Origin of the sequence: Aeromonas dhakensis, assembly GCF_000820305.1 — a bacterium.
GTDB lineage: Bacteria > Pseudomonadota > Gammaproteobacteria > Enterobacterales > Aeromonadaceae > Aeromonas > Aeromonas dhakensis.
Genome location: NZ_CDBH01000044.1, coordinates 56,287 through 77,478, shown reverse-complemented (window position 1 = coordinate 77,478; position 21,192 = coordinate 56,287). Strand labels below are relative to the sequence as shown.

Below are 21,192 nucleotides of genomic sequence, written 5' to 3'. Positions count from 1 at the left end.
TATTGGGACATCTTTAATATAACTAGTTGCCAAGTGGCACATACTAACAGGAGCAATAAAAAACTAAAGGGGCAGGGGTGTAAAACTGGCTCTGGCTCAACAAATCAGTCAATAAACGGCCTGTTTTGTTCGGTTTTGCTTGATGATGGACTGCTGTCTAGATAGAGAAACCAAGCAATTTGCCGCTGCCACAGGCGGCTTTTGCGTGCTTCACAGCCCCTTTTTTGGCCCTTGGTATGGCTTTTCTCCCGGATATTGTCCCACCGCTTATCAGGTTTATGGCGGCCGATCCTTGCTCCAAACGCCTTTGAACGGCTCCGTTACGCGGCTGGAGCAGGGGTTGGTCAGCCAGTGTCGACCTCGTCACTTTTGTCATGTCGAGCAGGGGGCTGGCCCCTTCGTCACCCTCGTCAGTTGCGGCAAATACCGCCTTCACCATCCAGATTACCCCTTTATTTTCATTGGCTTGTGATTTTATGACGGCCATCTTCCCGTGTTGGTCTGATAAATGCTTTGTGGGGGCAGACCGCGTTGTCGCCTGCCAGGTGGGTGAGGGCGGTCGGGTGTAACGAACCATTTAGGATCCCTCTCTATGAACAGCTTCGTGATTGCAGATCCCAGTCTCTGTATTGGGTGTCGTACCTGTGAGGTGGCCTGCGCCGTGTCACACCAGTCAGGGTCCTGCAGCGGGACCCTTGAGCGGGAGGGCGGTCTGCATCTTGCCATCGAGGATGGACATCTGGTCTCCAAGGACAGCCATTTTCAGCCGCGCCTGAAGGTGATCGTCGGCAGCAAGGTGACCACGCCGGTGCTCTGCCGCCAGTGTGAAGACAAGCCGTGCGCCATGGCCTGCCCGAACAACGCCATCGTCACCGAGGATGGCTGCGTCAAGGTGTTGCAGGCGCGCTGCATCGGCTGCAAGTCCTGCGTGGTGGCCTGTCCTTACGGCGCCATGGCGGTGGTGGTGAAAGAGGTGGCCCCCACGGCCGATTCGCTCTTCAAGCGGCCGCAGACCAAGGCGCAGGCGCTCAAGTGCGATCTCTGCCAGCACCGCGAGGCGGGCCCGGCCTGTGTCGAGGTCTGTCCGACCCAGGCGCTGCGGCTGGTCACGCCGGAGCATCTTGAAACCCTGAACCGGCAGAAGCAGCTGGCCAGTGCCGAGGCCCTGCTGGCGATGCCGGCGCGGGTGTGAGCGGGCTTGCCGAGCCGTTTTTCGTTAACAAACAAGAGTGTGAGTCATGAAAAAAGTCATTACCGTGTGCCCCTATTGCGGCACCGGTTGCAAAATCAACCTGCTGGTTGAAAACGACAAGGTGGTGGGGGCCGAAGGCGCCAACGGCCGGACCAACGAGGGGCAGCTCTGCCTCAAGGGTTATTACGGTTGGGATTTCCTGAACGACACCAACCTGCTGACCCCCCGTCTCAAGAGCCCGATGATCCGCCGCGAGCGCGGTGGCAAGCTCGAAGCCGTCTCCTGGGACGAAGCCATCGAGTTCGCCAGCAGCCGCCTTTCGGCCATCAAGGCGAAATATGGCCCGGACGCCATCATGACCACCGGCTCTGCCCGTGGCCCCGGCAATGAAGCCAACTATGTGATGCAGAAATTTGCCCGTGCGGTGCTGGGGACGAACAACGTCGATCACTGCGCGAGGGTGTGACACGCACCCTCAGTCTCCGGTCTGGAGACAACGGTAGGCAACGGCGCCATGAGCAACGCCATTCCCGAAATTCAAGAGACCAAGTGCCTGCTGGTGTTTGGTTACAACGCTGCTGACTCTCACCCCATCGTCGCCCGCCATATCCTGAAGGCGAAGGCCAACGGGGCCAAGGTGATTGTGTGTGATCCCCGCATGGTGGAGACCGCCCGCATCGCCGATCAGTGGCTGCCGCTCAAAAACGGATCCAACATGGCGCTGGTCAACGCCTTCGCCAACGTCTTGATCAATGAAGGGCTCTACAACAAGGCGTTCGTCGCCAACTACACCGAAGGGTTTGACACCTTCAAGGCCACGGTGGCCAAGTACACCCCGGAATACGTGGAGGGGATCACCGGCCTCAAAGCCGCCGATATCCGCGCCGCCATTCGCACCTATGCCGCATCGCCTGCTTCCATGATCCTGTGGGGCATGGGGGTGACCCAGTACGGTCAGGCGGTGGACGTGGTCAAGGGGCTCGCGGGTATTGCGCTGCTGACCGGCAACTTCGGTCGCCGTGGCACTGGCTGCGGGCCGGTACGCGGTCAGAACAACGTGCAGGGCACCTGCGACATGGGGATGCTGCCGCACCAGTTCCCGGGCTATCAGTCGGTGAGCGACCCCGCTATCAGCGCCAAGTTTGCCAAGGCGTGGGGGGTGGATGCGCTCTCCCAGAAACCGGGTTACCGACTGACCGAGCTTGGCCACAAGGTGGAGGAGGGCAAGTGCAAGGCCTTCTACATCTTTGGGGAAGATCCGGCCCAGACCGAGGCAGATCTCGGTCAGTTCCGCCGCACCCTGGCGGGGATGGAGCTGGTGATCGTGCAGGATATCTTCATGACCCAGACTGCCGAGATGGCCGACGTCATTCTGCCCGCCACCAGTTGGGGCGAGCACGAGGGGGTCTACAGCTCGGCGGATCGCGGCTTCCAGCGCTTCTACAAGGCGGTGACGCCGCCGGACAACGTGAAGCCGGACTGGGCCATCTTCTCGCTGATGGCCACCGCCATGGGGTATCCCATGGAGTATCGCGACACCGAGCAGATCTGGGACGAGCTGCGCGGACTCTGCCCGCTCTACGCCGGGGTCAGCTATGACAAGATGGCCGATCTCAAGAGCGTGCAGTGGCCCTGTCCGACCGAGGATCACCCGGGCACCAGCACCCTGTTCGAGGGGAATGTGTTTACCACCCCGAGCGGCAAGGGTCAGCTGATTGCCTCCGGGTGGCGGCCGCCGCTGGAGCAGCCCTGTGCCGAGTACCCGCTGGTGCTCTCCACCGTGCGCGAAGTCGGTCACTACTCCTGCCGCTCCATGACCGGCAACTGCTCGGCGTTGCAGACCCTGGCCGATGAGCCGGGCTATGTGCAGATCCACCCGAGCGATGCCAAAAAGCTGGGGGTGAAGGATCAGGCGCTGGTCTGGATCTCGTCGCGCCGTGGCAAGGTGATCACCCGGGCCAACTACAACGAGCGGGTCAACGCCGGGGTGGTCTACATGACCTACCAGTGGTGGATCGGGGCCTGCAACGAGCTCACCATCGAGCACGTGGACCCCGTCTCCTACACGCCGGAGTACAAGTACTGCGCAGTGAAAATTGAGCGTATCGAGGATCAGCCGGGGGCGGAAGTGTACGTCCAGACTGAATACAGCGCGCTCAAGGCGAAATTGCGCAGCGCCGCCAAAGGGTAATCGTCGTTAATAAAGTGGATCCAGGCTCTGTATACAGGGCCCGGATCCGCTCATCCTTTTTTCAGCTGGCAGGTGTCCATCATGAAAAATGAATTAAATCTTTCGTTCGGGATCTTTTATGTCTCCGCTTATTTGCTGGTGATGTTGTTAGGGATTGGGTGTTTTCTATGGCACGACGAATTGATATTTCTGCTGGGGTTTGCCTTCTTCGGCTCTTTTATCGCCGCGCGCATCGCCATGAGCGCCGTGCTGGCGGCATTGAGCGTGCAGGCGGCCTGGCTCATCGCCTTTCTCTCCACCACCCTGGTCAACTGCCTGCTGGCGGGCGTGCTGGGGCTCGGGGTCTATCTCACCCATCGGGTGGTGTCGGTGGAAATAGCTGACAATATCAGTGGGTTATTGCTGGGGCTTCAGCTCTTTTCGGCCGCTTTCATCTTCGGCGGATTGAAGCTGCACAACTACCGGCTGCTCTCCTCATGAGCCTGCGACAGCAGCAACAGGGGCAGAGGAGGGGCCAGTTGGCGGCGATATGCGGCGAATGACGGCGATAGTGACGCCATATTTGGGCGTGGCGGGAAATATCCGCTGACGGAGCTGTAATATGTGCCAGGGCCGGCTTGGTTGTAATGGGGATGGGGCTAACTTATTATGCCAGCCATCCTGCGATAATCTGCGCGATGCTATTTCGCTGCATGTTAGTTTTTATAATTAAGCGTTAAGTTTTTAAAAATTAATTATAACATCTGACTGCGATGGCTGATGCATTGTTTACCGTTGTTGCCGTGCTGCAATTGGCCGGCAAGGGTACCCATCTAGATGTAATGCGAGGCCTGAATGCTGAATGTGAGTGCCATTCCGTTGACCGACATCTCACCCATCTGGGATGACGGCTTTCTCTCCCTCTCCAAGAACCTGCTCTCCGCCGTCACCCTGGACGACTTCATCAAGAAGCTGAACCGGATCCAGCCCTGCTTTCACCAGGTGGATCGGGTCAACCTCATCCTCAACCTGGGGACGGGGGAGGAGGCGGTCTTCTACTACCTGGGGGAGCAGGGGCCGGCGCACCTCATCTGCCGCAAGGCCGATCTCCATTTTTCCCGCGAGCAGGCCATCGTGCTGCCGGCGAGCCGCTTTCGCCACCGCTGCGAGCAGCTGGCGAGCACCCCTGTCTATGACGGTTTGCACTCCTATTGTCAGTTGCCCATCACCACCGCCCGTAGCCACCTGGGCGGGGTGGAGTTCATCAGCCGCGAGGCCAACGCCTTCCCGATGGAGACCCTGGCCAAGCTGACCCAGCTGGCGGCCATCGTCGCCATTGCGCTGGAGAACGTGCTGGACAAGGAGCGCACCCTGGAGCAGGCCAACTCCCTGCGCCTTGAGCGCGACAGCTGCAAGATCCTGGTGGACGTGACCAACGCGGTGATCAAACTGGTGCGCATCGCCGAGCTGCCCCAGAGCCTGTTCACCATCCTGCACCACCACTTTGGCATCAGCAGCCTGTGCCTGGCCGAGTACAACGCCACCTCCGACAGCTTCAAGAGCTACCTGGTCAATCAGCAGCAGCGTGAACAGCCCGGCATCATCAACCACTCGTGTTTTGAGAAGAACTGCCTGCAGGGGGCGCTCGGCCACAGCGAGCCCTTCTTCCTCTATCGCGAACAGGGTCACGGCTGCCAGTCGAGCTGCCGCTTCACCTCCCAGATCCTGCCCCCCGACGCCGACAGCTCCTGCATCCTGCCGCTGCGCTATCGGGGCAACCTGCTGGGGGTGTTGATCCTCTCCCACCCCGAGGCGGATTTCTTCGCCGACCTCGATATCTCGCTGCTCGAACAAGTGGCGGCGCGCACGGCGATTGCCATGAACAACGTGCAGGCGCAGCAGGAGATCTCCAACACCACCGGCGCCAGGGAGAAGACCCTCAGGGTCGACGGGCCCGCGCCGCAGGGGGACTTTGCCAACATCATCTACCAGAGCGCCGTGATGGAGAAGGTGCTGGAGAAGGTGAAGCTGGTGGCCCAGAGCGACTGCACCGTGCTCATTCTGGGGGAGACCGGCACCGGCAAGGAGCTGATCGCCCAGGCCATTCACGCCCTGAGTGCCCGCCACGATCACGAGATGGTCAAGGTGAACTGCGCCGCCATTCCCACCGGCCTTATCGAGAGCGATCTGTTCGGCCACGAAAAGGGGGCCTTCACCGGGGCGCTGACCCAGCGCATCGGCCGCTTCGAGCGGGCCCACAAGGGCACCCTGTTCCTCGACGAGGTGGGGGACATGCCACTCGATCTGCAGCCAAAACTGTTGCGGGTCTTGCAGGAGCACGAGCTGGAGCGGGTGGGCAACAGCAACCCCATCGCCATCGACGTGCGGCTGGTGGCGGCCACCAACTGCGATCTGCTCTCCATGGTCAAGAACAAGCGCTTTCGCAGCGACCTCTATTACCGCCTCAACGTCTTTCCCATCGAGCTGCCGCCCCTGCGCGAGCGGCGCGAGGATATTCCGCTCTTGGTCAACTTCTTCATCAAGAAGATCGCCAAGCGGATGCGCCGTACCATCACCTCCATCCCGGCCGATGCCATGAAGATGCTGGTGTCGCTCCCCTGGTACGGCAACATCCGTGAGCTCGAAAACATCATCGAGCGGGCGGTGGTGATGACCCGCGGCCACGTGCTCAACCTCTCGCCGGACGAGCTGCTGCCCCTCAAGGGCTTTCACAAGATAGAGACCCTGGTCTATGACGAGCCGGCCCGGGAGCTGTTCCGTGAGCCGCTGCCCGCCTTGCCGCAGGGTGACGAGGCTCAAGGGGAAGATGAGCGAGCCAGCATCATCCGGGCGCTGAAGGCGTGCAACGGCATCGTTGCCGGCGAGCGGGGCGCGGCTCAGCGCCTCGGCATGAAGCGCACCACCTTGCTGTCGAAAATGAAACGGCTCGGGATCTCGGCCAAAGATCCCCGCACCCTCAACTAAGGGGCCCCCAGATGTTGCTTGAACTCGACCCCGATACCCCGCAGGCGCTCAGCGCCCATCGCGAGGTGGTCCATTACCATCAGCGCGGCGTCACCACCGACAGCGCCATGCAGCTGCCCTGCGAAACCCCGGTGGCGCTGGTCTACAACGGCATCGCCCACAGCGTGATGATGTGCTCGGCCGCCGATCTGGAGGATTTTGCCATCGGCTTCTCGTTGTCGGAGGGGATCATCGACAGCCTGCTCGATATCCACGACATCGAGCAGCAGAGCGCCTGCCGCGGCATCGAGCTGCACATCACCCTGGCCAATCGCTGCGTCCATCGCCTGAAAGAGAAACGGCGCACCCTGGCCGGGCGCACCGGGTGCGGCATCTGCGGCAGCGAGAGCCTGGAGCAGGTGGTGCGTGCCCAGCCAAGGCTGCCCGACAGTCAACGTTTTGCGGTGGGTCATATCGACAAGGTGCTGGCGGCACTGCGCCCGCTCCAGCTGCTGGGGCAGAGCACGGGGGCGACCCATGCCGCCGTGCACGTGGACGGCGAGGGCAACATCCTCGCCATTCGCGAGGACGTGGGGCGCCATATCGCGCTGGACAAGCTGGTGGGGCACCTGCAGCGAAGTCAACGGCGCGACGGCGCCATCCTGGTGACCAGCCGCGCCAGCTTCGAGATGGTGCAAAAGTGCGCCAGCGCCGGGGTGGAGATCCTGCTCGCCATCTCGGCCGCCACCGAGCTCGCGGTGGAGCGGGCCGAGCAGACCGGGCTTACCCTGGTGGGCTTCTGTCGCCCGGGGCGGGCGGAGATCTACAGCGGTCGCCAGCGCATCCTGCTGGCGAGCGCGGCGTCATCCCCCGTTTCGGCAGAGGGCTGAGGGCACAAGGCCATTGGCGCTCGGGGTTGGCTCGGGTATAGTCCTGCGCCAACAAGATAGGTTCGGTCGCGTTCCTTGCCCGTCAGGGCGCCGCGGCCGACACAGCGTCAAAGGATACCAAGCCCATGAAATTCAGCCCGCTGCTGGATGAGATGATGAAAGCCCTGCAGGTGCTGCCGGGTGTCGGCCCCAAGTCGGCCCAGCGCATGGCGTTTACCCTGCTCGAGCGTGAGCGCAGCGGCGGCCTGCGGTTGGCCCAGCTGCTCTCTCGTGCCCTCACCGAGATTGGCCACTGCAGCCACTGCCGCACCTTCACCGAGAACGAGCGCTGCGAGATCTGCGCCAATCCCAAACGCGAAGAGAACGGCCTGCTGTGCGTGGTGGAGAGCCCGGCGGACGTGGCCGCCATCGAGCAGACCGGCCAGTTCTCCGGCCGCTACTTCGTGCTGATGGGCCACCTCTCGCCGCTGGACGGCATTGGCCCCGAGGAGCTGGGGCTGGAGATCCTGGAGCGACGCTTGAAAGACGAGGCGATCAGCGAGCTGATCCTGGCCACCAACCCCACCATCGAAGGGGATGCCACCGCCTGGTACATCGCCGACATGGCCCGCGCCGCCGGCGTCAAGGTGAGCCGGATTGCCCACGGGGTGCCGGTGGGGGGCGAGCTGGAGTTGGTGGATGGCACCACGCTCTCTCACTCCCTGATGGGGCGCCAGCCCCTGAACTGAGTCAGCGTCAGTCCCTCAACTGAGTCAGCGTCAGCCCCTCAACTGAGTCAGCCTCTGTTCTTCAACAGGCCCTGCGTCGCGACTCAGCCTGCGATACCAGAACCCGCCTCGGCGGGTTTTTTGTTTACGCAGGATGGGGCCCCAGCCTCGATTGGCGCAAAAATCGCCATTCGCACCGTTCGTTGCATTTGTCCCCTTGAAATGGCGATCACCGGCCCCATCTTGGATCGGGAATATGTTCAACCCGAATCGCCTGAGGATAGTGTCGATGACCCAAAGCGTTCATGCCGAAACCCACGGGTTTCAGACTGAAGTCAAACAACTGCTGAGCCTGATGGCCCACAGCCTCTATTCCAACAAAGAAGTATTCCTGCGCGAGCTGATCTCCAACGCCTCCGATGCGGCGGACAAGCTGCGCTTCAAGGCGCTTTCCGATGCCTCTTTGTTCGAAAACGACGGCCAGTTGCGCGTTCGCCTGGTGGTTGATAAAGAAAAACGGACCCTGACCATCTCCGATAACGGGATCGGTATGACCCGGGATCAGGTGATCGAGCACCTGGGCACCATCGCCAAATCCGGCACCGCCGAGTTCTTCAAGAACCTCTCCGGTGATCAGGGCCGCGACTCCCAGCTGATCGGTCAGTTCGGGGTGGGCTTCTACTCCGCCTTCATCGTCGCCGACAAGGTGACCGTGGTCTCCCGCGCCGCCGGTACCGAACCGGGCCAGGGCGTGCAGTGGGAATCGGAAGGGGAAGGCTCCTTCACCGTAGCCGACGTGACCAAAGAGGGTCGCGGTACTGACGTCATCCTGCACCTGCGTGCCGAAGAGGACGAGTTCCTCGACGACTGGCGTCTGCGCTCCGTGGTGAGCAAATATTCCGATCACATCAGCGTGCCGGTAGAGATGTTCAAAGAGGGCACCCCGGATCGGGAAGAGGATGGTGAAACCATCGTCGGCACCCCGGGCGAGTGGGAGCAGGTCAACCGTGCCACTGCGCTGTGGACCCGCAACCCGAAGGACATCAAGGACGAGGAGTATCAGGAGTTCTACAAGCACGTTGCCCACGACTTCGAAGATCCGCTCCTGTGGGGTCACAACCGGGTGGAAGGGGCGCAGGAGTACACCAGCCTGCTCTACGTGCCGGCCCGCGCACCGTTTGACCTCTACAACCGCGAGCAGAAGCATGGCCTCAAGCTCTACGTGCAGCGCGTCTTCATCATGGATGACGCCGAGCAGTTCATGCCGACCTACCTGCGCTTCGTCAAAGGGGTGCTGGACTCCAACGATCTGCCGCTCAACGTCAGCCGCGAGATCCTGCAAGACAACAAGGTGACCGTCTCCCTGCGCAAGGCCTGCTCCAAGCGCGTGCTGACCATGCTGGCCAAGCTGGCCAAGGACGACGCCGAGAAGTACGCCAAGTTCTGGAGCGAGTTCGGCAATGTGCTGAAAGAGGGCCCGGCCGAGGATTATGCCAACCGCGAAGAGATCGCCAAGCTGCTGCGCTTTGCCAGCACCGCCGGCGAGGGCGAAGCCCAGACCGTGTCGCTGGAGGATTACGTTGGCCGCATGAAGGAAGGCCAGCAGAAGATTTACTACATCACCGCCGACTCCTACGCTGCCGCCAAGAACAGCCCGCACCTCGAGATCTTCCGCAAGAAGGGCGTCGAAGTGCTGCTGATGTGGGAGCGGGTGGACGAGTGGCTGATGAGCCACCTGACCGAGTTCGACGGCAAGCAGCTGGTCTCCGTCACCCGTGGCGAGCTGGATCTCGGCGATCTGGAAGACGAAGCCTCCAAACAGGCGCAGGAAGAGGCCGAGAAGGCCAACGCCGGTCTGGTGGAGCGGGTCAAGCAGAGCCTCGGGGATGCGGTAAAAGAGGTGCGCGTCACCCACCGTCTGACCGACTCGCCGTCTTGCATCGTCACCGATGCCCACGGCATGAGCACCCAGATGATCAAGCTGATGCGCGCCGCCGGTCAGCCGGTGCCGGAGCAGAAGTACATTCTGGAGCTGAACCCTGACCATGCTCTGGTGAAGAAACTCGACACCATCCAGGACGAGGCACTGTTCGGCGAGTGGGTCACCCTGCTGCATGAACAGGCTCAGCTGGCCGAGCAGGGCGGGCTCAATGATCCGGCGAGCTTCGTCTCCCGTATCAACCGTCTGTTACTCCAGGCATGATGTTTGGGCCCACTGCGTGCAGTGGGCTCTTTCTTTTCTGGCGCCTGCCCCGTTTGGGGCGGGCGCCAGTTGCGTGCAGCGCTGCTGCATTTTCACTCATTTTTCGTAAACGGATCTGCGCCAATGGTCGTATTGCCGTGACGGGAAAATGGTGAAAAATAAGTCACTCACACGGGCCAAGCTTGTGGAAATGAGCGAAACCGTGTAGTTTTTTGCCTTCTCAAGAATTGAATAACCAATCAATAGGAGCGTGTATGCGCATTGTTCTGTTGGGGGCTCCGGGTGCTGGCAAGGGTACTCAGGCTCAGTTCATCATGGAAAAACACGGTATTCCGCAGATCTCCACCGGCGACATGCTGCGTGCCGCGATCAAGGCGGGCACCGAGCTGGGCCTCAAGGCCAAAGCCGTGATGGACGCAGGTCAGCTCGTCTCTGACGACATCATCATCGGCCTGGTCAAAGAGCGTATTGCCCAACCGGATTGCGCCAACGGCTTCCTGCTGGACGGTTTCCCGCGCACCATTCCCCAGGCGCAAGCCATGAAGGACGCCGGTGTTGCCGTGGATTTCGTACTGGAATTCGACGTGCCGGACGAAGAGATCGTCAAGCGCATGAGCGGTCGTCGCGTTCACTCCGGCTCCGGCCGTACCTACCACGTGGTGTTCAACCCGCCGAAAGTGGAAGGCAAGGACGATGTGACCGGTGAAGATCTGGTGATCCGTGCCGACGACGAAGAGACCACAGTGCGCAAGCGTCTGGATGTGTACCATCAGCAGACCGCACCGCTCATCGGTTTCTACGGCAAGGAAGCGGAAGCGGGCAACACCCGTTACGTCAAGATTGATGGCACCCAGCCGGTGGAACTGGTCAGCAAGCAGCTGGCGACCATCCTGGGCTAAGCCCGCCATTGCCATCGTCCCCCAGGGGCCAGCGGCAATGTGCCATTGAGACAAGGGCCCGACAGGGCCCTTTCTTGCATATAAGACATAACAACAGAAAGACAGGAAGCAAACGTGACCACGAAAACCGGGATCTTGCTGGTCAATCTGGGTACCCCAGCCGCGCCCACCACGGCCGCCGTCAAGGCGTTTCTTAGCCAGTTTCTGCACGATCAGCGGGTCGTCGACCTGCCGCGCTACCTCTGGTGCCCGCTGCTCCACTTCATCATCCTGCCGACCCGCTCCCCCAAGGTGGCCAAGCTCTATCAGCAGGTGTGGACCGAGCAGGGCTCGCCGCTGATGGTGATAAGCCAGCAGCAGCGCGCGGCGCTGGAGCAGGAGCTCAGGCGCGAAGGGGTCGAGGTGCCGGTGGAGCTGGCCATGACCTACGGCTCCCCTTCGCTGGAGGAGGGCTGGCAGGCGCTCAAGGCCAAGGGGGTCAACCGGGTGATCCTGTTGCCGCTCTATCCCCAGTATTCGGTCAGCACCACCGCCTCGGTGTTCGATGGCTGGAGCCGGGCGATGAAAAAAGAGCGCAACCTGCCGGTGGTGCGGCTCATTCGTGATTACCATGCTCACCCCGAATATATCCAGGCGCTGGCCATGAGCGTGCGCCGCCACTGGGAACAGCACGGCCAGGGCGAGCACCTGCTGATGTCGTTCCACGGCATTCCCGAGCGCTATGAGCGGGAAGGGGATCCCTATGGTCAGCAGTGCCGGCGCACCGCCGCCCTGCTGGCCGAGGCGCTCGGGCTGGACGCCAGCCAGTGGACCGCCAGCTTCCAGTCCCGTTTTGGTAAGGAGGAGTGGCTCAAGCCCTACACCGACGTGACCATCGGTGGTCTGCCGGCAACCGGGATCAAGCGGCTTGATGTGATCTGCCCCGCCTTTGCCGCCGACTGCCTCGAGACCCTGGAGGAGATCCAGGTGCAGAACCGGGAGATCTTCATGGCCGCCGGGGGCGAGCAGTTTGAATACATTCCGGCCCTCAACAGCGATCAGGCCCACATCCGCATGATGGTGTCGCTGATCTGCCGCGAGCTGGCCTGATCGACACGCCGCCCGTGCCGTACCCCGGAGCGGGCCGTGTTTTGTTCGTTATCCAAGGAGAAGGAGTGTCATCATGATGCATATCACCCTGATTTACGCCGGCCTCTTGGGGCTGCTGTTTCTGCTGCTCTCCTTCTGGGTGGTCAAGCGCCGCGCCCAGTTCAAGGTGATGATTGGGGAAGGGGAGGCGCCGGAGATGCGCGCCGCCATCCGGGCCCACGGCAACTTCGCCGAGTACGTGCCGCTCACCCTGCTGCTGATGGCGCTGTGCGAGCTGGCGGGAGTCGGTGCCTTCTGGCTGCACCTTGGCGGCGTGCTGTTGCTGGTGGGGCGCATCCTGCACGCCATCGGCATCCAGATCCCCAAGGCGCCGAATATGCCGCGCCTCTTCGGCACCCTCTTCTTCTGGCTCTCGCTCGGGCTCTTCTCGGTGCTGGCGCTGGCCAGCGGGCTCGCCGCCGGCTGAGTCTTCTCCGCCCCCAAAACCACCTCCTCGCGAGGTGGTTTTTTTGATGGGTTTTGGTAAACGTTTTCCTCTGCAACCCTTGTCTATACTGACTTCATATTTTAATCAGGCGACTTTTCGGCGCGGTGGATTGTGTTAAAATCCCGCCCCTCTTTCCCCCAGAGCACAAGAACATTGCCATGAAATTTCCCGGTCAGCGCAAGTCCAAACACTACTTTCCAGTGGATCGTCGTGATCCCCTCATCTCCCAGAGTGCGGAGCTCTCGGAGCGGGGCAAGGCCTATGTGGTCGGGATTGACCAGACGCTGGTCGACATCGAAGCGCACGTTGACCTGGCGTTTCTCGAGCGTTACGGCCTGAGCCGCGGCCACTCCATGCTCATCTCCGACGAGGTGGCGGAGCAGATATACGACGAGCTCAAGAGCAACAACATGGTGGTGAGCGAGTTTGCCGGTGGCACCATCGGCAACACCATGCACAACTACTCGGTACTGGCGGACTCCCACTCCATCCTGCTCGGCGTCATGAGCCAGGACATCCGCATCGGCAGCTACGCCTACCGCTATCTGTGCAACACCTCGTCGCGGGTCAACCTGGACTACCTGCAACCGGTAGACGGCCCGGTCGGCCGCTGCTTCACCTTCATCACCGAAGGGGGCGAACGCAGCTTTGGCATCAATGCCGGCAAGATGGACCATCTGGATGTGGCCCACATCCCCGAGGAGATCATCAAGGAGTCCTCCGCCCTGGTCATCACCGCCTACCTGGTGCGCGGTGAAGATGGTACTCCGATGAAGGACGCGGCCATGGCCGCGGTGCGCTATGCCCGCGAGGCCGGCGTGCCTGTGGTGCTGACCCTGGGTACCCGCTTCGTCATCGAGTCCGACCCCCAGTGGTGGCGTGATTTCATCAGCGAGAACGTCACCGTGCTCGCCATGAACGAGGAAGAGGGCGAGGCCCTGACCGGTTTCTCCGATCCGCTGGCCGCCGCCGACAAGGCGCTGGACTGGGCCGACATGGTGCTCTGCACCGCAGGGCCGGTGGGGCTCTACATGGCCGCCTACACCGAAGATGACTTCAAGCGCGAAACCACGCTGCCGCTGCTGCCCGGTGTCATCCCCGAGTTCAACATGTACGAGTTCAGCCGCCCGATGACCCGCAGCGGCTGCCGCGTGCCCAAGCGCATCTACTCCCACATCTCCCCCTACATGGGTGGGCCGGAGAAGATCAAGAACACCAACGGGGCAGGGGACGGGGCACTCTCCGCCGTGCTGCACGACATGGTGGCCAACGCCTATCACCGCAGCGCCGTGCCCAACTCCGCCAAGCACGTGGCCGAGTTCCTCACCTACTCTTCGCTCTCCCAGGTGTGCAAGTACGCCAACCGGGTGAGCTACGAGGTGCTGGCCCAGAGCAGCCCGCGCCTGTCGCGCGGTCTGCCGGAGAAGGAAGACAGCCTGGAAGAGGTGTACTGGGAGCGTTGATCCCGCCCTCTGCGCTGAAAACGCCTCCTTCGGGAGGCGTTTTGTCAGGTAAAGCCCGCCATCGGGCAGTTTTTTGTGTGATAACCCCCAAGATGCTTGAGTCCATGTCGCTTTTGCGACACCATTTGGCCACCGCATTGCCACTCGGCACTGCCGTGGCCGCAGCACCCGATTAAAGAGAGAGCCCCATGAGTAAGTTAACTGACAATCTTGACGCCAATTTCCAACTGTTCATCGAAGAAGTCCGCGAGTCGGGTCAGGTGTGGGGTCTGCGCTACGGTGAAGACTGGGTGGTCTGCCGTTCTGCCGAGTTCGAAGATGCGGACGTGATGCCGCTCTGGTCCGCCGAAGAGGACGCCCGTCTGCACTGCGTGGACGAGTGGGCCGACTACGAGCCGGAAGTGATCGAGCTGGAAGAGTTCCTCGACATCTGGATCAACGATCTGGACGAAGACGACGTGCTGGTCGGCCCGAACTGGAACGCCGATCTGGAAGGGCAGGAGCTCGAACCCATCGAGCTGGCCAAGGCGCTGGTGGAACTGGACGCCTGAACCAGACTGCATTGAACTGGGCCCTGGCCCGCGTGACGAGAACCGATATCCGCGAGGATGTCGGTTTTTTTATGGCCGGCTTGCAGAATACTGAATGAAAAGGCGATTTGCCTTTGCACCCGCCAAAGGGATGGTCCATCATCAACCTTTTGCCGAGCGGGAGGAGCCATGTTTGTATTCGACGTCACCGGCGCTGCGGGAGAGCGGGCCGAGATCCGGGTCCAGGCGCTGGACTGGGGACAGAGCGGCCCCGTCACCTTTCACTGTGATGACGATCGACTGGCGGTACTGCTGCTGACCGACTGCCGCAGCGATGCGGTGGGCTTCTTCAATCTGCTGGCGGGCTGCAAGCCGCTCTATCTGGAGCAGTGGCTCAGCTATCTGCAGGAGACCGGCCGCATCGCCAAGCAGAGCTGCCAGCTGGAGAGCCCGGCCCAGGAGGATTACCTCGCCAAGGCCGGTCTTGAACACGAGGAGCTCAATGCCCTACTGGGGCAGGTCTATCAGGTGGCGGGCTTCAACCGGCTGCAGATCAACCGTTACCTCAAGAACCGCCACAATCCCACCGCCCTGGCGACCCGCTACGATCAGAAGGAGCTGGAGCGCTATCGCCAGCTCAACGACATCATTCTGACTCTGTTGAAGTTGAAGCATCCTCAGTAAAGAGCCCGAGCTGGCTGATGTCCGGCCGAAGCGGCTGGGGCCTGGCGATGAGATAGCCCTGCAACCCGTCTACATACATGCCCTGCAGCAACTGCTTCTGGCCCAGTTGCTCGACCCCTTCCGCAATCACCTGGCAACCCATCCGGTGTGACACGTCGACGATCATCCGCACGAACTGCTGATTGGTGAGATCCTGCTCCAGCCCGGTGATGAGGGCAGGATCCAGCTTGATGTAGTCGGGCTTGAGCTCGCGAAACAGATTGAACGAGCCGATCCCCTTGCCGAAGTTGCAGATGGCGGAGCGGCTGCCGTTGCGTCTGAGCAGCTCGAACACCCGCTTGGCCCCGGTCAGGTTGCGCTCCAGGTGCTCCTCATCCAGCTCGAACACCAGGTTGGCGCTGGTGTTTGGATCGTTGAGCAGCTGTCGGTCCAGCCAGATCAGAAAGGCGCTGTTTTGCAGCAGATTGCTGGAGAGGTTGATGCCCCAGCGACTCTGGTTGGAGCCAAAGGCCCGGTACTGGCGCATGAAGTGGGTCACCAGCATCTGCTCCAGCCGCATCACCATGTCCAGCCGCTGGGCCATGGCAAACAGGGTGTCGGTGGGCAGCACGGTACCGTCGGCGCTGCTGAAGCGGGGGTAGATCTCGTTGTAGGCCAGCATGCTGCGGTGCATCGGCTGGATTGGCTGATAGGTAAAGTCGATCCGCTCCTGCTCCAGCAGCTCGGTCAGCACCAGCTTCCAGTGATGCTGCCCCTGCAGCTCCACCACGTTGTCATCCTGCTGGATGGCCCAACCATTGACCGCCTCGGTCTGGGCGCGGGCCAGCGCCAGATCCGCCCGGGCCAGAATGGCTTCTACCTTCTGGCCGCTGCTGAGCCGGGTCAGCCCCGAGTAGGCGGCGCTCTCCAACTCATGCTCCTGCTGGTAGTGATCGAAGGCGATCTTCAGATCCCGCCCGAGCAGGGGAGGCGGTATGTTGGCCTCCGGCCGAACCAGCACGGCGAAGTCGGCCCCCGAGATGCGGTAGACCTGATGGCCAGGAAAGCGGTTCACCACCCTGGTGATGAGGTTGGCAATATCCTTGATGTAGGCATCCCCCGACTGAAAGCCGCGCTGGGCGTTGAGCTTGCCAAGCTCGGTGGCGCGGACCAGCACCAGGGTGGCGGTCTGGGTATCCTGATCCCGCTGCAACAGCTCGGTCATGTCGCGGCGAAAGGCGTGACGGTTTTGCAACTGGGTCAGTTCGTCCTGGGTCGCCTGGTGGTGCAGTTCATTGATCTGGCGGTGGGCATCGAGCTCGGCTTCGTTGAAATGGGCGAGCAGTTGCTGCAGGGCGGCCTGGGCTGTCGGGGTCTCCAGGCAGGTGGGGTCGCGCAGTTGCAGCGCCCGGCACCACACCTGCTCCTGTCTCTCCCGATCTGCCTGTTGCAGCCTCATCACCAGCCGGATCAGCAGGCCAAAGCCGAGCAGGCTGGTGGCGAGGATGAGCAGCAGGGTGAGCGGCGTGCTCACGAAGGCGAGCCAGAGCCCCTGCAGCATCAGCAGGGGAGCACAGATGAGAGCCATCACCATCAGCTGGTTGCTCCCGAGCTTGTTCAACATGGTGTCATCCTTGATGATGTCGTTGATGCTGAAATTCTAACCAAGCTCGCATCGCAAAGCATGCGATCCCGCTCAACTCCTGGAAAAGGGCCAATTGAAATCAGTTAAATGTGAGTGAAACCACTTTCATGACGCCGGAAACAGGCGAAGATGAATCGAGAATGGATCAAAACAAGGCAGAGGTAATTATGTTGTTAGAACCCGTAAATACTGCCAAAGCACGGCAACTATTGAACCAGAGTATGGCCTTGGTGCTCGCGGGGGGACGGGGCAGTCGCCTGAAGCAGTTGACCGACAACCGCGCCAAGCCTGCCGTCCATTTTGGCGGCAAGTTCCGCATCATCGATTTCGTGCTCTCCAACTGCATCAACTCAGGCATTCGCCGGGTGGGGGTGGTGACCCAGTACAAGTCCCACAGCCTGCTGCGTCACCTGCAATCGGGCTGGTCTTTCCTGCGCTACCAGATGAATGAGTTCATCGATCTGCTGCCCGCCCAGCAGCGGGTGGACGAGGTGCACTGGTATCGCGGCACCGCCGACGCCATCTACCAGAACGTCGACATCATCCGTGACTACGGCCCCAAATACATAGTGGTGCTGGCGGGAGATCACATCTACAAGATGGACTATGCCGCCATGCTGCTCGATCACGTGCGCCTTGGCGCCAAGGTGACGGTGGCCTGCATCGAGGTGCCGCGCGCGGAGGCTTCCGCCTTCGGGGTGATGGACATCGACGAGCAGCGCAAGATCCGCGCCTTCGTGGAGAAGCCGGCCAATCCGCCCGCCATGCCGGGTAACGAGCACGTCTCCCTGGCTTCCATGGGCATCTACATCTTCGAGGCGGAGTACCTCTATCAGCTGCTGGAGGAGGACATCCACAACCAGGAGTCCAAGCATGACTTCGGCATGGACGTGATCCCGCGCATCGTGGGGGAGGGCAAAGCCTTTGCTCACCCGTTCACCATGTCCTGCGTGGGAGCCAAGGAGGGGCTGAAACCCTACTGGCGGGACGTGGGCACCCTGGATTCGTTCTGGGAGGCCAACATGGATCTCGCCTCCGTGGTGCCCGAGCTCGACATCTATGACGAAAACTGGCCCATCTGGACCAGCCAGACCATGACGCCGCCGGCCAAGTTCGTGCAGGACCGCAACGGCCAGCACGGCATGACCATCAACTCCATGTTTGCGGGGGGGTCGATTGTCAGCGGCTCCTTCGTGCTCAACTCGGTGCTGTTCACCCATGTGCGGGTGCACTCCTTCTGCACCCTGGATCAGGCGGTGATCTTCCCCGGGGTCGAGATAGGCTCCGGCTGCCGCTTGCGGCGGGTGGTGGTGGACAAGGGCTGCAAGCTGCCCGATGGCCTGGTGGTGGGGGAGAACGCGGACGAGGATAGCCGCCGCTTCTATCGCTCCGAGCAGGGCATAGTGCTGGTGACCAAGGAGATGCTGGCCAAGCTGGGGTGATGTCACTGCCAACGCCAGACGCCACAACTAAAAAGGGAGCCGATAAGGCTCCCTTTCTCTATTCAACCAGTGGCTGATTATTGCTCGGTGATCAGCGCCTTGGCGGCCATCACCATGGCGGTGCCGTGCTTGCCACCGGTGGCAGTCACTTGCGGGACGCCATCTTCGTCGGTGTCACCACCGGCCCCTTCGATGACGTTCTCGCCGGAGTCGCCAATCCACTCGGCCATCTGCATGCCGCCGTTGACGGTGCCGCGGAACCAGCTCACGTAGCGCTGGGTCAGCTGGGCCAGCTCCAGCGCCGGGGCCTTCTCGCTGCCTTCGTTGCGCAGGTTCAGCATGGCAGAGCGCAGGGCGCCGGAAATGGCGGCCTGGGTCCAGGGAGTGTATTCACCCTGCTTGCCGGCGAGCCAGGTACCGGCCTTGGCATTGAAGTAGGCCTTGTCGGCGGCGATGAACAGCTCGCGCGCAGCGGTGCGGTACTTGGCATCCGAGGTGGCCAGGAAGGCGGCGGTCAGGCCGCGGATGGCGGCAAACTGCGCGTCGATGGACTGGCCGGCATCGAGCTTGCCACCCAAGGTGATCCCATCGTGCACCAGCCCATTTTTGCCCTTGAGATTGGCCAGGATGAAGTCGGCCTGCTGGCGAATGAGCACCAGTGCCTGCTGGCCCTGAGCGGTTTTGAGGTTCAGCTCGCCATTGTCACCGGCGGCGTAGCCCACCGGCAGTGCATCCTGGGCGCGCTGGAAGATCTGCAGGGCGACCAGGCTGTAGGCGGCGTCAAAGGTGGTGACGTGCTTGGCCTGTTTGCCGGCCTGCCAGCTGTCCACCAGGGTGCCGGCCTTGGGCTCGAAGTGCAGGGCATTGAGGTTCTTGAACACCATGCCGGAGAGGTTCAGCGCCAGGGAGAAGGCATCGTCACCCGCTACCAGCTTGGCGGCATCGCTGCCCTTGTTGGCGGCCGGTGCGGCGGCGAACGGGGCACCGTCAAACACGGCGTGGAAGGCCGGGTTCTGGTTGGTGTTGGCGCTGCGCTGATCGCTGAAGGCGTAGAACTCGGAGAGCGGCCACAGCATCATCCAGGCGTCGCGCAGCTGAGCGGAGCCATCCACCACCTCGAGCTTGCCGATGGCGCCGACCTCGTTCTTGGCTGTCTCGGTCACTTTCACCTGATGAGGGAAGTAGACGATGCCCTTGGCCGGATCGTATTGCGGAGTGATTTTGGCGCCCAGCTGCTTGCCGTCAAAGCCGAGCTGACCCTGCAGTATGGCCAGCTTGTCGATGGACTGCTCGGTCAGCATCATGCCGTTGAAGCCGTCGGCGGCGGAGACCCCCAGCTTGTGCTTGCCGTCCTGATCCATGGTGGCGGACGCGGCTTCCACCTCTTCATCGGTCTCGGCCACGTGCATGCCGCCGAGGAAGTCCTGTGACCACATCACTTCCTTGAGCAGGATGCCGCCCACGGCCGCAGGCACCAGCAGGTTGTCACTACCGCTCCAGCGCAGGGTGGCGTAGTCGCGGAAGTAGGCCGGTACCTGGGTCTTGACGCTCTTCTCGTTGCCCTTGGCGGTCTTGATGGTGATCTGGTCGCCGTTGACCGGGGTGGCGTTGACGGTCTGGGCGAACTCCGGATTGGCAGAGGCGTAGGGCAGGGAGAGGGGATACATGCCTTGCGGCACTTCATCGGCCGGGAAGCCGACCGCATCGGCCATGGCCAGCACCCGCTGGCCGAGGGTGGCCATGGTGCCGCCACGAGCCTGGTTTTGCGGCCCGTTCACCAGGTGCGGGCCCATGCCGGATTGATAGTTGAGGGCGTACATCGCCTCTTCGGAGTATTCATAGGATTCGATGCCGGCGGCGAAGTCGAACGGGGTCGGCTCGTCGGCGCGGTTGGCGTCCAGCACATCCAGATCCAAACCGAGGGCTTCGGCCAGCGGCTCGCCGGAGAGCTCGAATTCGGTGTAGGCCAGCATGTTGGCGGCGGTGTTGAATGTCTTGTCTTCTACCTTGACGGCGGCGTGTGCGGCGCCGCTCAGGAGGGCGCAGGCGATCGCCTGGACCAGTACGGTTTTTCTCATGTCCCTTCTCACCATATGTTTGATTTTATTATGACGCTTCTCATGAATCTAAATGAGAATGGTGTGCATTATGAGGCAAAGGGGGGAGCTTGAGAAGAAAAAACCGCGCCCCTCGGGTTGAAGAGAAGAGGGGCGCGGCGGCAGGCATCACATCAGCTTGAAGGGGATCACCAGCCGGCCGGGCTCCACCTTGAGTGCCTCGACTTTATCTTTGATCCTGGCTTCGTTTTTGCGACTGCCGTCCAGCCGGTAGACGGGGGCCTGGGAGAGGAACAGCGAGAGCGACTGGTTGAAGGTGGGCAGCAGCGGGGCGAGGGCGGTGCCCACGTCGGCCGGCTCGGTCTTGACCGAGAGCAGCTCGAGATCGCGCAGATAGATGGCGCCCTGCTCGGCCACGTAGTCGGGGCGGGCGCTCAGGGAGAAGCGGATCTTCATCTGCTGGCTGCCGAGCGGGCTCGTTACCTGCAGGTCGCCGGCGGCATCCAGCTCGACCCGGTCAGCCTGGCGGCGACCGATGCGGCTTTGCATCTCATCGAGGCGGATCTTGCTCGACATGATGCCGGGGATCCCCAGCTGTTTTTCGAAGGCGACCCTCTCTTTGAGGTACTGGTTGATCTCCCCTTCGCTGACGTTGTACTGGGTGAGTGAACAGGCCGCCAGCAGCAGGCTGAGGGGGAGCAGAAGCAGGTGCTTTAACATCGAGGATCCCGTGGGTTGAAACAATGGTCATGAAGATGGCGCCATCTTAGGGGTAAATGGCGCTCGCTGCC

The 21,192-nt window shown here is 61.8% G+C and carries 17 protein-coding genes; 14 read left to right on the top strand and 3 right to left on the bottom strand.

All coding sequences use genetic code 11. The features are described from left to right. The first annotated feature begins 592 nt into the window (after window positions 1–592). The 13 genes from BN1143_RS10665 to BN1143_RS10600 all read left to right on the top strand — a co-directional run bounded on the left by BN1143_RS10665 (window position 593) and on the right by BN1143_RS10600 (window position 15,278). A complete protein-coding gene (locus BN1143_RS10665) occupies window positions 593–1,192 on the top strand; it encodes a 4Fe-4S binding protein (protein WP_042050597.1) in 600 nt (199 codons plus the stop codon). A 46-nt stretch (window positions 1,193–1,238) separates the two neighbouring features. Beyond that, entirely contained in the window at window positions 1,239–3,383 is a 2,145-nt protein-coding gene (gene fdhF, locus BN1143_RS10655; protein WP_082038514.1) for a formate dehydrogenase subunit alpha, read from the top strand. Window positions 3,384–3,464: 81 nt separating this feature from the next. Further along, complete coding sequence (locus tag BN1143_RS10650; protein WP_042050595.1) at window positions 3,465–3,863, top strand: hypothetical protein; 399 nt, start codon at window positions 3,465–3,467, stop codon at window positions 3,861–3,863. A gap of 354 nt (window positions 3,864–4,217) precedes the next feature. Further along, window positions 4,218–6,347: a sigma 54-interacting transcriptional regulator gene (locus tag BN1143_RS10645; RefSeq protein WP_042050592.1), complete on the top strand. Its 2,130-nt coding sequence runs from the start codon at window positions 4,218–4,220 to the stop codon at window positions 6,345–6,347. A gap of 11 nt (window positions 6,348–6,358) precedes the next feature. After that, window positions 6,359–7,216, top strand: coding sequence for a formate dehydrogenase accessory sulfurtransferase FdhD (fdhD, locus tag BN1143_RS10640; protein WP_017784686.1), 858 nt, complete (start codon window positions 6,359–6,361; stop codon window positions 7,214–7,216). A gap of 125 nt (window positions 7,217–7,341) precedes the next feature. After that, a complete protein-coding gene (gene recR / locus BN1143_RS10635) occupies window positions 7,342–7,944 on the top strand; it encodes a recombination mediator RecR (protein ID WP_010633741.1) in 603 nt (200 codons plus the stop codon). Between the two features lie 268 nt (window positions 7,945–8,212). After that, a complete protein-coding gene (gene htpG / locus BN1143_RS10630; RefSeq protein ID WP_017778913.1) occupies window positions 8,213–10,126 on the top strand; it encodes a molecular chaperone HtpG in 1,914 nt (637 codons plus the stop codon). A 254-nt stretch (window positions 10,127–10,380) separates the two neighbouring features. Further along, entirely contained in the window at window positions 10,381–11,025 is a 645-nt protein-coding gene (gene adk, locus BN1143_RS10625; protein ID WP_005301834.1) for an adenylate kinase, read from the top strand. Window positions 11,026–11,139: 114 nt separating this feature from the next. After that, window positions 11,140–12,114, top strand: coding sequence for a ferrochelatase (gene hemH, locus BN1143_RS10620; protein ID WP_024941937.1), 975 nt, complete (start codon window positions 11,140–11,142; stop codon window positions 12,112–12,114). 73 nt (window positions 12,115–12,187) lie between these two features. Further along, the gene (locus BN1143_RS10615; RefSeq protein WP_005301828.1) at window positions 12,188–12,580 is read left to right on the top strand and encodes an MAPEG family protein; all 393 of its coding nucleotides are present in this window, start codon (window positions 12,188–12,190) and stop codon (window positions 12,578–12,580) included. A 179-nt stretch (window positions 12,581–12,759) separates the two neighbouring features. Further along, window positions 12,760–14,064, top strand: a complete 1,305-nt coding sequence (locus BN1143_RS10610; RefSeq protein ID WP_005301825.1) for an inosine/guanosine kinase — start codon at window positions 12,760–12,762, stop codon at window positions 14,062–14,064. A 188-nt stretch (window positions 14,065–14,252) separates the two neighbouring features. Next, a complete protein-coding gene (locus tag BN1143_RS10605; protein WP_005301823.1) occupies window positions 14,253–14,615 on the top strand; it encodes a DUF2750 domain-containing protein in 363 nt (120 codons plus the stop codon). 168 nt (window positions 14,616–14,783) lie between these two features. Then, window positions 14,784–15,278 carry a hypothetical protein gene (locus BN1143_RS10600; RefSeq protein WP_042050591.1) on the top strand — a complete coding sequence of 165 codons (495 nt, stop codon included), beginning with the start codon at window positions 14,784–14,786 and terminating at the stop codon, window positions 15,276–15,278. On the opposite strand, the gene BN1143_RS10595 is transcribed toward BN1143_RS10600, so the two are convergent. Continuing rightward, window positions 15,241–16,881: an EAL domain-containing protein gene (locus tag BN1143_RS10595; RefSeq protein ID WP_017765834.1), complete on the bottom strand. Its 1,641-nt coding sequence runs from the start codon at window positions 16,879–16,881 to the stop codon at window positions 15,241–15,243. The two genes, BN1143_RS10600 and BN1143_RS10595, sit on opposite strands and share 38 nt — an antisense overlap. A 188-nt stretch (window positions 16,882–17,069) precedes the next feature. Between BN1143_RS10595 and glgC the strand changes: the two genes are divergently transcribed. Next, on the top strand, window positions 17,070–18,344 hold the full coding sequence (gene glgC, locus BN1143_RS10590) for a glucose-1-phosphate adenylyltransferase (protein WP_005301813.1): 1,275 nt from the start codon (window positions 17,070–17,072) through the stop codon (window positions 18,342–18,344). A gap of 77 nt (window positions 18,345–18,421) precedes the next feature. On the opposite strand, the gene BN1143_RS10585 is transcribed toward glgC, so the two are convergent. Together BN1143_RS10585 and BN1143_RS10580 are read right to left on the bottom strand one after the other, a co-directional pair. Continuing rightward, window positions 18,422–20,422: a hypothetical protein gene (locus BN1143_RS10585; protein WP_042050589.1), complete on the bottom strand. Its 2,001-nt coding sequence runs from the start codon at window positions 20,420–20,422 to the stop codon at window positions 18,422–18,424. Window positions 20,423–20,569: 147 nt separating this feature from the next. Then, window positions 20,570–21,121: a lipoprotein gene (locus tag BN1143_RS10580; protein WP_042050587.1), complete on the bottom strand. Its 552-nt coding sequence runs from the start codon at window positions 21,119–21,121 to the stop codon at window positions 20,570–20,572. Window positions 21,122–21,192 lie beyond the last annotated feature (71 nt).

Excerpts from the sequence above, each read along its gene's own strand:
- BN1143_RS10665 (WP_042050597.1), top strand. The coding sequence starts at position 593 with ATGAACAGCTTCGTGATTGCAGATCCCAGTCTCTGTATTGGGTGTCGT.
- BN1143_RS10650 (WP_042050595.1), top strand. The coding sequence starts at position 3,465 with ATGAAAAATGAATTAAATCTTTCGTTCGGGATCTTTTATGTCTCCGCT.
- BN1143_RS10645 (WP_042050592.1), top strand. The coding sequence starts at position 4,218 with ATGCTGAATGTGAGTGCCATTCCGTTGACCGACATCTCACCCATCTGG.
- fdhD (WP_017784686.1), top strand. The coding sequence starts at position 6,359 with ATGTTGCTTGAACTCGACCCCGATACCCCGCAGGCGCTCAGCGCCCAT.
- recR (WP_010633741.1), top strand. The coding sequence starts at position 7,342 with ATGAAATTCAGCCCGCTGCTGGATGAGATGATGAAAGCCCTGCAGGTG.
- htpG (WP_017778913.1), top strand. The coding sequence starts at position 8,213 with ATGACCCAAAGCGTTCATGCCGAAACCCACGGGTTTCAGACTGAAGTC.
- adk (WP_005301834.1), top strand. The coding sequence starts at position 10,381 with ATGCGCATTGTTCTGTTGGGGGCTCCGGGTGCTGGCAAGGGTACTCAG.
- BN1143_RS10615 (WP_005301828.1), top strand. The coding sequence starts at position 12,188 with ATGATGCATATCACCCTGATTTACGCCGGCCTCTTGGGGCTGCTGTTT.
- BN1143_RS10610 (WP_005301825.1), top strand. The coding sequence starts at position 12,760 with ATGAAATTTCCCGGTCAGCGCAAGTCCAAACACTACTTTCCAGTGGAT.
- BN1143_RS10605 (WP_005301823.1), top strand. The coding sequence starts at position 14,253 with ATGAGTAAGTTAACTGACAATCTTGACGCCAATTTCCAACTGTTCATC.
- BN1143_RS10600 (WP_042050591.1), top strand. The coding sequence starts at position 14,784 with ATGTTTGTATTCGACGTCACCGGCGCTGCGGGAGAGCGGGCCGAGATC.
- BN1143_RS10595 (WP_017765834.1), bottom strand. The coding sequence starts at position 16,881 with ATGTTGAACAAGCTCGGGAGCAACCAGCTGATGGTGATGGCTCTCATC.
- glgC (WP_005301813.1), top strand. The coding sequence starts at position 17,070 with ATGTTGTTAGAACCCGTAAATACTGCCAAAGCACGGCAACTATTGAAC.
- BN1143_RS10585 (WP_042050589.1), bottom strand. The coding sequence starts at position 20,422 with ATGAGAAAAACCGTACTGGTCCAGGCGATCGCCTGCGCCCTCCTGAGC.
- BN1143_RS10580 (WP_042050587.1), bottom strand. The coding sequence starts at position 21,121 with ATGTTAAAGCACCTGCTTCTGCTCCCCCTCAGCCTGCTGCTGGCGGCC.